This is a genomic window from Flavobacterium luteolum (assembly GCF_027111275.1).
Classification (GTDB): Bacteria; Bacteroidota; Bacteroidia; order Flavobacteriales; family Flavobacteriaceae; genus Flavobacterium; species Flavobacterium luteolum.
Map to the genome: position 1 here is coordinate 3024135 of NZ_CP114286.1, position 12425 is coordinate 3036559.

Annotated in this window: 8 protein-coding genes and 1 pseudogene; 3 read left to right on the forward strand and 6 right to left on the reverse strand. The window is 32.3% G+C overall.

Translation table 11 applies throughout. The features are described 5' to 3' along the window. Positions 1-77 precede the first annotated feature (77 nt). Positions 78-484 (forward strand): annotated as a pseudogene (locus OZP10_RS13030) (helix-turn-helix domain-containing protein). 56 nt (positions 485-540) lie between these two features. Here the strand turns inward: OZP10_RS13030 and OZP10_RS13035 are convergent. From OZP10_RS13035 to OZP10_RS13045, 3 genes are all read right to left on the reverse strand, one after another. Next, positions 541-2313, reverse strand: coding sequence for a DUF6119 family protein (locus OZP10_RS13035; protein WP_281631272.1), 1773 nt, complete (start codon positions 2311-2313; stop codon positions 541-543). 236 nt (positions 2314-2549) lie between these two features. Beyond that, complete coding sequence (locus tag OZP10_RS13040; RefSeq protein ID WP_281631273.1) at positions 2550-3263, reverse strand: LytR/AlgR family response regulator transcription factor; 714 nt, start codon at positions 3261-3263, stop codon at positions 2550-2552. Beyond that, positions 3239-4321 carry a sensor histidine kinase gene (locus OZP10_RS13045; protein WP_281631274.1) on the reverse strand — a complete coding sequence of 361 codons (1083 nt, stop codon included), beginning with the start codon at positions 4319-4321 and terminating at the stop codon, positions 3239-3241. Before OZP10_RS13045 ends, OZP10_RS13040 begins: the two co-directional genes overlap by 25 nt. 81 nt (positions 4322-4402) lie before the next feature. Here OZP10_RS13045 and OZP10_RS13050 point away from each other — a divergent pair, with 81 nt between their 5' ends. Continuing rightward, positions 4403-4648, forward strand: coding sequence for a hypothetical protein (locus tag OZP10_RS13050; RefSeq protein ID WP_281631275.1), 246 nt, complete (start codon positions 4403-4405; stop codon positions 4646-4648). 248 nt (positions 4649-4896) lie between these two features. Beyond that, on the forward strand, positions 4897-6426 hold the full coding sequence (locus OZP10_RS13055; protein WP_281631276.1) for a SulP family inorganic anion transporter: 1530 nt from the start codon (positions 4897-4899) through the stop codon (positions 6424-6426). A gap of 129 nt (positions 6427-6555) precedes the next feature. On the opposite strand, the gene OZP10_RS13060 is transcribed toward OZP10_RS13055, so the two are convergent. The 3 genes from OZP10_RS13060 to groL all read right to left on the reverse strand — a co-directional run bounded on the left by OZP10_RS13060 (position 6556) and on the right by groL (position 12351). Then, a complete protein-coding gene (locus OZP10_RS13060) occupies positions 6556-8919 on the reverse strand; it encodes a hypothetical protein (RefSeq protein ID WP_281631277.1) in 2364 nt (787 codons plus the stop codon). 281 nt (positions 8920-9200) lie between these two features. After that, positions 9201-10400, reverse strand: a complete 1200-nt coding sequence (locus tag OZP10_RS13065) for an alkaline phosphatase family protein (RefSeq protein WP_281631278.1) — start codon at positions 10398-10400, stop codon at positions 9201-9203. Positions 10401-10719: 319 nt separating this feature from the next. Next, on the reverse strand, positions 10720-12351 hold the full coding sequence (gene groL, locus OZP10_RS13070) for a chaperonin GroEL (RefSeq protein ID WP_095928620.1): 1632 nt from the start codon (positions 12349-12351) through the stop codon (positions 10720-10722). Positions 12352-12425: the final 74 nt, after the last annotated feature.

The window sequence follows — 12425 nt, forward strand, 5'->3', positions numbered from 1 at the left end:
AAAATGATACTTTTGTTTGTTAGAAAGGTGTTTTATTGAAATAAAAAACTTTAAAGAATTTTAAATATCTTTGAACTATGAGCACAGCAACAAAACCAAAACATATTGGCCGAAATATCAGCCGAATTAGAGAGCTTAGAGGTATGAAACAAGAAGCGCTTGCTATTTCTATCGGAGTAAGCCAGCAATCTGTTTCTAATAGGGAAGTGAAACCATCGATGACGAAAGACTAAATAAAATTGCCGAAGTTTTAGGCGTTTCTGCAGAGACTATCAAGAATTTTAGTGATGAAGCCGTTTTTAATATTATTGGTAATACAGTTACTAATCACGATAATTCTGCTTTATTTCAATTTCACCCAACATTCAATCCAATCGAAAAGCTGATTGAATCTTATGATGAAAATAAGAAACTTTATGAGCGTTTATTAGAATCGGAAAAAGAGAAGATTTCTTATTTGGAAAAGTTGCTTAAAGAGAAATAATATTTTCGAGAATAATATAAAATTGGAAAAGAGACTTTTGTGAAAAAGTCTCTTTTTTATTTGGTTCTTATGCGTTCAAATAGTAATTCAAAATTAGTTCTTCTCATATCTCTTATCACATATACTAAGGATAATTTGGCAATTCTAGATCGTGTCTTTTTAATTTCTTCTTTTATTGATAATTTACTATCAGAAGAATAAACAAAAACAAAGCTAAATTTTTTATCTGATTTAAATATTTGAATAAATTCTTCTTCTGAAATACTTTTCAAAGTACCATTAATATTTAAAGTTAAAGCATTTCCATTATAATGTTTATCGCATATATTTTTATAATAAGATTTCAACCCGGTACTATTTTCTTCATCTTTATAATACGTTAAGTATCGAGCAGCATTAATAATTTGACTAATTAAAACTCTTGTATCTTGACCTAGACCTTTCTTAACATGATAAAAATAAATTTTATTTTGATCTACTTTAATTAAATCTGCCATCTCAATAAAATTTAAATATGTTCGATCAGTGACAATAAAATCTTTAGTGTTTTTAAAACTCTCATTATATTCTCCTTCAGATTCTTCCGTCCATGATTTAAGAGGAATGGGCGGACAATTTTCAAAATCTATATCTTGAAAAAATATATTTAAATATTCGTCCAAGCTATTTCGATACAAGTACCACGCATTATCTAATTTAAAATATCTTTTTTGTTCATATTCAATTTCACCACAAAACCATAAATCTAAGGGTACACCAACAGAGAATTCAGTATCTTCATTTAGTTTATATCGGCCATACGTTTTTTTTAGAGATTCTATGAATTTTGTTTCATTGGTATCATCTATTAAACCAGTTTGAATTAGTGAATTAATAATATTATTATATCCAAAGGACGAAGCAAACTCAATTTTATCCAAAAGACCATCCTCTTCATTGTAAAATTGCGTTTCAATGGATTGCAGATATGGAAAAATATTAGGGCTATAAAAATCTATCGTTTCTTTATTTTTAAAACAATTGTATGCATAGTTTAATAAGGCATTATTTAGTTTCTCTTTAATTGGATTTAACGCAGAAGCTGGTAATCTATAAAATTGATTAAATTCCACTCCTTCGGTTTCTAAGACTTCTTTAATTTTTATTATCCTGTCAATTAATTCCTTATAGGTAAAATTTGATGAAACTTCGAGAGAAGAACTTCCAGTAATTGATAACTTTTTAGTAGATGTTTTTTTTTGTTTTATTCCTAATCTTTTAAAATCTGCTTCTTCGATTGATGCTAACATTGTTTTGTATATCTTGCCAAAATCATCTTCAAACGCAAGATTATAATTTTCTCTGAAATATCGTTGAGCACCAATTTCTGTTCCAAATAGTCCTCGTTCTTCTATTTGTTTAATCTCGGTTGAGCTTTTGTTGACTAATCTGGAGAGAACCTCCAAACCAAAAAAGTTATCTATATAATCTTCTAATAGGAAATGCCCATAATATCCTTTAGAAATAATAAAAATTGAATTTTTATCAAAAATAAAAAGAACAAAAGATGAATACTGAATTTTTATTTTATCTAAATCTGCTTCATCTTCAACAATTTCAGATAGAAATTCTTGCCAATAAGGAGGTTTTGTGTCTGTAGTAAAAACAAATAGTTTTGCCGACCAATCATCTAAACTTGACTCATTGGAAACTTGAATTTCTGAAAACTTGTTTCCGCTCTTAATATTATAAGTGCGAACGATTTTATCAATCAAGATTTCATTATTCTCACCAGCTTCAACAATAGAATCTTGAATTTTATAAAGTTTTGCATTAACAGTTTTTGACATATTCCTAAGTATTAATATTTTTTTGAATGTTAATTAAAAAGCAAGTTTCAATATTTGAATAAATACAATTTTACGGAAATCCATAGCTCACTAAATTTATTTTCAGACAATTATATCAATAAATAAAAACTCAATACCAAGTATTTATACGCATTTTGCAAAAACAATAAAAAACAAAAAAGCCCAACTTAAAAGTTGAGCCTTTCAAAAATTATCTAATTATCCAAATTGACAAATTATCTCATTGGCAAATTATTTAGCAGAATCTGATATTTCCTTCCCACAGGAATAATATCGCCATTTGACATCGTAAGATTTTTGGATGTAACAGCAGAAATTTTAGTTGTATTTACAATATAAGATCGGTGAACTTGAAGGAAATTCGCACAATCAATTTCGGCACTTATACTCGCAAGCGAGCCGTAAATAACAATTGGAGATTTTAATTTGCAGTTGTACAATTTCATGTAATTACCCAGACTTTCGATGTATAAAATATCAGAAAGAGGCGTTTCAATTACTTGTCCGTTCGAGCGGTACGAAAGTACTTTTTCGTCTGCGGTGTTTTCTTTTTTAAGATTATTTCCAGAATGATACGTTTTGGCTTTTTCGATTGCCTTTGAGAATTTATCAAACGAAATGGGTTTCATTAAATAATCTATCGCATCGTTTTGATAGGCCGAAAGCGCAAAGTCAGAATAAGCCGTTGTAACAATCGTAATGGGGCGTTTGGGCTGAAGTTCCATCAATTCTACGCCAGAAATCACGGGCATATTAATGTCGAGAAAAATAATATCGTATTGGTTTTCGTTGAGCAGTTTTATGGCTTCCATGCCATTAAAAGCGCTTCCAGAATGTTCCAGTTCGTCAAATTTGGAGATATGCGAAATCAAGGCTTTGTGCGCCGGCGATTCGTCATCAATTATTAGACAGCGGTAGGTAAGTGCCATATATTCAATTTTACGATAAACATCTCTTTATCTTTTTTACAGCTCAAATCGTGTTTTAGACCGTATACTTCTAGACGTCTTTTTAAGTTTTCAATTCCAATTCCCGTGCTCGAAAGTCGCGATCCCGAATCGAGATAATTGTTTTTTAAGGTAAAAGTAACGCTTCGGCAATTTACCTTCAAATCAAGATTGATAAAAGGTTCGGCAGTTTCGGCAGAAAACTTCACCGCATTTTCAACCAAGGGCAAAAAGAACAAAGGCGGAATCTCGATTTGATCGTGAACACCTTCAATTTTTTGCGTTACAGCTAGTCTTTCGTTTCTAAACGTGTAATATTCAATGTATTTTTTAATAAACGCAATTTCTTCCTGCATTAAAACATAATCTTTCTTAGAAGCTTCAATCTGATAACGCAGCATGTCTGAAAGATTCAGGATTCGATCTGGAACTTTTTCTGGTTCTGCCAACGCTTCTCCGTAAAGATTATTCATTGCATTCAATAAAAAATGCGGATTTAGCTGTTGTTTTAAAAACGAAAGTTCCGATTTGAAATTCATAATATCTTTATCGGCTTGGCTCATTTTTTTGCTAATAACAATATGCAGGAAATAAAAAAAACAGCCGTTTATAATAAGCGATACAATCTGAAGGGCTTTTAAATTTCCTAATTCCACAAGCGGAAGAAACCAATTCATGAAGAAATAAAAACAAGTCCAATATACGGCTAGAAGCGTGAAAAAGATTTTGAACCTTTTATGAAATAAAAAAGGCTTAATGATGCAGATGTTAAAAATCGTAATCCAGACAATACACGGAAAATACCCCATGGCAATTTTGCTGAGAATAAAAGTCCAGCTATGTCCGTCGAGTTTTACTTCGTCGTAAATGCAGGCGAAAATAACTAAATAAACAAGTGTGTTTACGATTAGGTTTCGTAGAAAAAAATTCTGGTAGATTTTTGCAATTGTCATAGCGGCAAAAATAATACAATCGTATAGTTTGTAAGTATTTATAAAGAAAAATTTATACCAACGCCATTCGTATAAATCGTACGCCATTGGTATAAAATTGCTGTTAAAATAGAGGTTTCTCCTTTATTTTTGAATTCGAATTTCTATACTCTTTTAAAAAAAATAAAAATGTACCAGTTTAAAGAATTAAAAGATGCCGATATGATCGTGGAGATTTTTAAAACAAATGTTCAGAATGAATCTGATCGAGATCATGTCATCGCAATGATGCAAAAGCATTTTCCAGAATATAAAATTAATTTTGATTTGGAAGACTGCGATAAAATTTTAAGAATTGAAGGTTTTGATTTGCAGTATGATAACGTTGTAAATCATGTTTCTCGTTTAGGCTATACTTGCATAAGATTGGAATAATATTTAAAATAACTTCAAAATTAAATCAGGTAAAAATACGCAGCTGTATTTGCTTTTTTTGTAAGTATTTTGCAGAATATTTTAATTTAAAATTAAATACAGAAATGATCGGTTTTATACTTTCGATTTTCCTTTTTCTTTTAGAACAGCTAACTTAATCAAGCTGTTTAAATTCTTATATCATTACTGCTTTTTCATTACGAAAAGGTTTGTGCTTTTTTGCATATTATTTTTCTAATTTTGTGCCCATGAAAAAAGCATTCCAACTCTTCGATTTTAGCCAAAAAGTCAACTATAAAAACGAAATTTTAGCAGGTTTAACTGTTGCAATGACTATGATTCCAGAATCGCTGTCGTTTGCTATTTTGGCTGGATTTCCGCCGTTGGTTGGTTTATACGCCGCTTTTATTGCAGGATTGGTTACGGCTATTTTTGGCGGAAGACCTGGAATGATTTCGGGCGGGGCAGGAGCAACGGTCATTGTTTTGATCGCCTTGATGAAATCGCACGGAATTGAATATGTTTTTGCCGCTGTAGCTCTTGGAGGTGTAGTTCAGATTTGTATCGGACTTTTTAAACTAGGGAAATTTATTCGGTTAGTTCCGCAGCCTGTTATGTTTGGTTTTGTGAACGGTTTGGCAGTTGTCATTTTTATGTCGCAGTTGGAGCAGTTTAAAACAATTGTAAACGGACAGGTTTCTTGGCTTCAAGGAACTCCGCTATATATTATGTTGGGTTTGGTCGCTTTGACTATTGCCATTGTTTTAATTTTTCCGAAGATTACAAAAGCGGTTCCAGCATCTTTAGTAGCTATTATGGTAGTTTTTGCTTTGGTAATTGTTTTTAATATTGAAACCAAAACAGTAGAAGATATCGCTTCGGTTCAAGGCGGATTTCCTCCGTTTCACATTCCGAATATTCCACTTTCTTTTGAAACTTTAAAAGTGATATTTCCGTATTCGGTCATTGTTGCGGCTGTTGGTTTGACGGAAGGTTTGCTTACGCTGAATCTAGTTGACGAAATCACAGGAACAAGAGGAAACAGCAATAGAGAATGTATCGCACAAGGAAGCTCAAATATCTTAAATGGCTTTTTTTACGGAATGGGAGGCTGCCCAATGATTGCACAGACTTTAGTAAATCTTGGTGCAGGATCAAGAGCCAGACTTTCGGGAATTATTGCAGCACTCACTATTTTATTGATTATTCTTTTCGGAGCTCCTGTAATCGGGAAACTGCCAATGGCGGCTTTAGTTGGGGTAATGATGATGGTAGCCATTACGACTTTTGAATGGGCAAGTTTTAGGATTATTAATAAAATGCCACGACATGATATTTTTGTTGGAATTCTAGTAGCTTTAATCACCATTGTGTTGCATAATCTTGCTTTGGCGGTTTTAATTGGTGTAATCATTTCGGCTTTGGTTTTTGCTTGGGAAAGCGCTAAGCGAATTCGCGCAAGACATTATATTGATGAAAACGGAATAAAACATTACGAAATTTATGGACCGTTATTCTTTGGTTCAACAGCAGCTTTTTTAGAAAAATTTGATATTCAGAACGACCCAGATCATATTATAATAGATTTTAAAGAAAGCCGTGTTTCTGATATGTCTGCAATAGAAGCTTTAAATAATCTGACTAAGAAATACAATCAGCTCAATAAAACAGTAGAATTACAGCATTTAAGTGCCGATTGCAGGCAATTGCTGAAAAATGCTGATGCGGTTATAAATGTTAATGTTATTGAAGATCCAACTTATAAAGTGGTTAGTTAATTTAGCTAATGTGCCAATTTGATAATTAGAAAATTGTCTTAGCGTTGTGTATAAACCATATTGCTGGCGCTTCTACAATTATAGACCATCAATAAAATTATCTAATTGTCACATTATCTAATTACCGCATTAAAAAACTCCTCCAACCGAAACTTTTCTAACTTCTGAAATCAGTTGTCCGTCATTAGTAAAACCTTCAATTAAAACCTGTATTTCTTTTTGCTGATTCTTTGGAATTTTAATTTGATAATCTGAACGATCATTTAACTCAATGTTTGGCATCCAGCCCAATGTGCCGAAATAATTAAATTCATCTTGATTTTCAAATTGAGCTGTTTTATAATTAAAATCTTTTGCGAAACCTTTTGTTACAATAAATGTTGTGAATTTTGGTTTGAAATAATTGTTTTTTTGTCCAGTTTTCATGAAAATTTTAATTGTACCATGTCCTATGGTAGAAGTGTCAGAACTTCCAGTCTGATCAATATAAATTTCATCTATTTCATCTAATGTAAGGTTGAAGAGTTGATCAAAATCGAAAACTAAAAAATTGTCAATATATACATTTGGAGATTTTCCAGATTCGCCAAGATAAGAACTTCTTCTTTCTTTTATATATACGCTAAAGTCAGTTGGATTAATGCCAGTTTCATAACCATTTGAAGATAGAAAACTCAATACAGTTCTAAATTCTTTGCCATCAAATTTAAAAGCTTTTGCCATTGGGCTCATGTCGTCTTTATGAGTAAAAACCTCTTTTTTGAAAGTGTTTTTTATTGCAACTTCTTTTAGTTCGCTAGCTTTCGTTTTGGGTGGCGGAAAATTAAAAACATTTTCAGAAGCTTTTAAAATGGGACAAAATGTTTTTTCAAATGATGGTCCTAAAACAAATCGAGGTTCATTTCGAGCTATTCGCGCTTCTATTTTTGTGGTTAAAGCAACATTTTTCTCATTGGTCATTTGTAAAGCCAAAACAGTTGAATCTTGGACAAAAAAATGTTCAAATTTGAAATCATTGTTCTGATCTATATTGGTTTGATCAAATTGATTGTTTTTTAATGCAACGAGAGAAATTTTGTTCTTAGAATTCGGTTTTAGTTCTTTCTCTACTTTTCCGCTTATGGCGAATCCTTTTTCAAATTCAAAACTAATTTTTGGTGGACCTGATTTAATGTTTTCCCATAAATATTTTCCTCTGCTCTGATTTAGCAGCAATAACTCTATGTCTTGTCTTCGAGTTTTATTTTCTGGATTAAAATAAAAATAAGCATCAGTTTCAGGTTTCTCTAAATAGGCATTTAGGTAAAAAGTGCTTAAAATTGTCTTTTTTTGATTGAAGCATACGCTCTTTTCGGGAAGAATGCTAATGCTTAAATCTGCTTTATTAACATCGGTTTTTCCAGATAATAGAATGCTGTCATTAGATGTTATTTTTGCTTCCAATGTTGTAGACGGAATCTTGTTTTCTTCAATATAGGTTAGCTTTTCTGTGATTTCATTTAAATCTTCATCCAATACTCTGATTACATTTACTCCATTTGGCAAATATTTTTTATCGAAATAAAAAGGCTGCTCCGTTTTATTGTTTTTGAAGCTGACTTCTTGTTGCATTGAATTCCCATTTTGCTGAATCAGAACGGTGAATTTTTTATTTTGATACGATTGAAGTCCTTTTTCGTTTGTTTTTAGAACAACAAGTAAATTGTTTCTGGCGGGATTATTAGGAGCACTTAAAATAACTCCAGTTTCTGCAATTTTGCCTAGAGGCTGTGTTATTTTTACTTTATCAGTATTTATTTTAAGGGTATATTTTTCGTTTAAATCGGCTCTTAGGTAAAAAGCCCCATTTCCCGTTTGGTTGGTATGAAAGTGAGTAATTTCATTTGATTTAGAATCCAAAATAACTCCATCGGCCACTTCTATTCCTATTTTATTGCAGTCTGTAATCTTAATTCCGATCGTATTAATAATATCATTTAAGATAATTCCTCCTTCTGGAAACAAGTTTACCTCTGCTGTTTTCCAATTAGGTTCAGTGGTTTGAAATGCATACGGAACGTTTTTATCAATAATTTCGATTGTCTCATTAAAGGAATCATCTTCCTTAAAATTATTCATCCAGTTTGTGTAGAAATGAAAATGATATTTGCCAGATTTAAATTTTTCGTTTAAATGAATTCCGCCAGAAAAAACACCAAATTGTGCAAAAAGTAACTGTTTCTGAACGATTTGGTCTTCGCCATTATAAACGATTAGTTGAACATTTGTAGTATTGCTGTTTGGAATGTTATAGTTTTTACTGAGAATATATCCTTTGAAGGCAATATCTTCATTATTTGTAAAAAGATTTTTATTGAATTGCACATGAATAACCTCGCGATCCTGAGAAAAATAATCATTAAGGTATTTGGTAATTTTGTCTTGATTGGATATAGCCTGTGCAAAAGATTGAAGGCAGAATAGAAAACTAAAAAACCTGATGATTAATTTCATAAATAGAAAATATTTGGCAATTATGATGCTTATAACGTAGCTCTAAAATTAATTAGAATAGTGTCTCAAAATGGTTAAAAGATTCATAATATTTTTAAAGTTTTAACAAAATAACTCGGCGAATGTGAAGCTGGTCAATTAAATAATTATAATGACTTAATATTTATATATGTTATCAAAAAATAAACCCGACAGGTTTTAAAAACCTATCGGGTCTAAACTTTGTTTGTCTTTATGTTTTTGTCAAATTATCTAATTATCAAATTGACACATTATTTAATTTAGCGAAGCATTGACTCAACATCACTCAATTTTCCGTCAATTTCACCCGTTTGTAGGCCTAGAATATGAGCAATTAAGGGATAAACGGAAACATTCTGAAACGTTTTCACCTTTTTATTGACTTTAAAAGCTGGGCCTTTTGCGTAAAAAATAGCATGCATATCTTTTTCATTATTATCATAACCGTGAGTTCCGCCTTTTATATGTGTGCTTTCTTTGCTTACTAAACTCCAACCTTTATCGGCCTCAATAACAAAATCATGAACACGCGGATTCGTTCCGTAATGTAGTCTTTCAGGAACTTCGGTCGATTTCCAGAATTTAATATGAGGAACTTTTTTCAAAGCAGTAGCAATAGAATCTTGATAGCCAGGTTTTGCCTGTAAGCTCATAATCGGATTAATTACGTCTTTATAACCCAACCATTCTGGTTTTAAGTAATCTAAAACGGCTACTTTTTTATCATTGCTAATATTGGCCATTCCGTGATCTGAAACGATAATTAAATTGATTTGTTTTCCGATAGGCAATTGATCCAATCTTCGAGATATTTCACCCATTATAGAATCCATCTTGATGACCATTTTTTTATTTTCAGACGAAAGTGGACCGAAATTATGACCCGTATGATCTGGTTCATCAAAATATAAAGTCACCAAATGCGGACGCTGTTTTTCTGGAAGCTGTAGCCATTTCATAACCGTATCGATTCTTGCACCATACGGAATTTTACCATCGTAATTTTTGAAATAACTTGGATTTCTTTTGTCAATATCAGAACCTGGCCAAAAGAAAGAGGCTGTTTTTACACCTTGCTGTTCGGCTAAATTCCAAATCGGATTTCCACCATAAAATCTCGAATCATTTTTAGCGTTGCTCGATAAGGAAAAAGATTGATTTAAAGAAGCATCATAAAAAACATTATTGATGATTCCGTGATGATCTGGATAAAGTCCTGTTACAATCGAATAATGATTTGGGAAAGTTTTACTAGGATATGAAGGTTTCATTGATTTTGCATGAACGCCTTCTTTTTCAATTTGCTTCAAATTCGGAAGATTGAATTGTTTGCCGTAATCCCAGCGAAAGCCATCCATAGAAACTAAAACTACATAGTTTTCTTTAGCATTTTGGGCTTGTAAAACGAATGAAAGCGAAAGGAAAACTAAAGATAGGAGTGAAGTAAAATACTTTTTCATTTTTAATATTATTGTGAAGCCACAAAGGTATTGATAACAGATTTTTTAAAGAAAAAGAGAATGTTAAATAAAAAAGATAGCCACGAATTCACGAATTTATTTTTTCTAATCGTTATGTTTATTTTTAGCCACAGATTAAACGGATTAAAAGGATTATAATCTGTGAAAATCTTTTTAATCTGTGGCAAACAAATCGCACGCAAAGTGTTCGTTTAATTTATTGACAAAGATTATAGAATCAATAATTCGTGAATTCGTGGCGAACAAAAAAAGCGCTAGAAGTAAATCCAGCGCTTTTAATTTTTAAGAAGAGAATGAATTACATCATTCCTGGCATTCCGCCACCCATTGGCATTCCGCCTCCGGCATTTTCTTCTTTAATATCAATTAATGCACATTCTGTAGTTAAGATCATTCCAGAAACAGATGCAGCGTTTTCAAGAGCTACACGAGTTACTTTCTTAGGATCGATAATTCCAGCAGTAAGCATATCTACATATTCGTCAGTTTTTGCATTGTATCCAAAATCACCTGAACCTTCAGAAACTTTAGCTACAACAACAGAACCTTCAAGACCAGCGTTTTCAACGATAGTTCTTAATGGAGCTTCAACAGCTCGAGAAACGATTTGAATTCCAGTTGCTTCATCAGCGTTGTCAGCTTTTAAATCAGCTAAAGCAAGTTTAGCTCTCAATAAAGCAACACCACCACCAGCAACGATTCCTTCTTCTACAGCAGCACGAGTTGCGTGTAAAGCATCATCAACTCTGTCTTTTTTCTCTTTCATTTCAACTTCAGAAGCAGCACCAACGTAAAGAACAGCAACACCTCCAGCTAATTTAGCCAAGCGCTCTTGTAATTTTTCTTTATCGTAATCAGATGTAGTAGTTTCCATCTGACCTTTAATTTGGTTTACTCTGTTTTTGATGATATCAGCTTCACCAGCACCGCTTACGATAGTTGTATTGTCTTTATCGATAGAAACTCTTTTTGCGTTTCCTAACATTTCGATAGTTGTATTTTCAAGAGTATAACCTCTTTCTTCAGAAATTACAGTTCCACCAGTTAAGATTGCGATATCTTCTAACATTGCTTTTCTTCTGTCTCCAAAACCTGGAGCTTTTACAGCAGCAATTTTAAGAGCACCTCTTAATTTATTTACTACTAATGTAGAAAGAGCTTCTCCGTCAACATCTTCAGCAATAATCAATAATGGTTTTCCTGATTGAGCAACTGGCTCTAAAACCGGAAGTAATTCTTTTAAAGAAGATACTTTTTTGTCGTATAATAAGATGTATGGAGAATCTAATTCAACTTCCATTTTCTCTGGGTTTGTTACAAAGTAAGGAGAAAGGTACCCTCTGTCAAACTGCATTCCTTCAACAACATCAACGAAAGTATCAGTTCCTTTAGCTTCTTCAACAGTGATAACACCTTCTTTACCAACTTTAGCGAAAGCAGTAGCGATTAATTCACCAATAACTTCGTCATTGTTAGCAGAGATAGAAGCAATTTGTTTGATTTTGTCAGAATCGCTTCCAACAACTTTAGCTTGTTTTGCTAAGTCAGCAACGATAGTTTCAACAGCTTTGTCGATACCACGTTTTAAATCCATCGGATTTGCACCTGCAGCAACGTTTTTAAGACCTTCTTTTACGATAGCTTGAGCTAAAACTGTAGCAGTTGTAGTTCCGTCTCCAGCTAAATCATTAGTTTTAGAAGCAACTTCTTTTACCATTTGCGCACCCATATTTTCTAGTGCGTCTTTTAATTCGATTTCTTTTGCAACAGAAACACCATCTTTAGTAACAGTTGGTCCACCAAATGATTTTCCGATAATTACGTTACGACCTTTTGGTCCAAGAGTTACTTTTACAGCATTTGCTAATGCATCAACACCACGTTTTAATCCGTCACGTGCTTCAATATCAAATTTTATATCTTTTGCCATTTTAATTTTTGTTTAAAGTTTGATTTGTTTCAAGTTAAATGAAGTTTTTAACTTCATACCCAATACAATATATT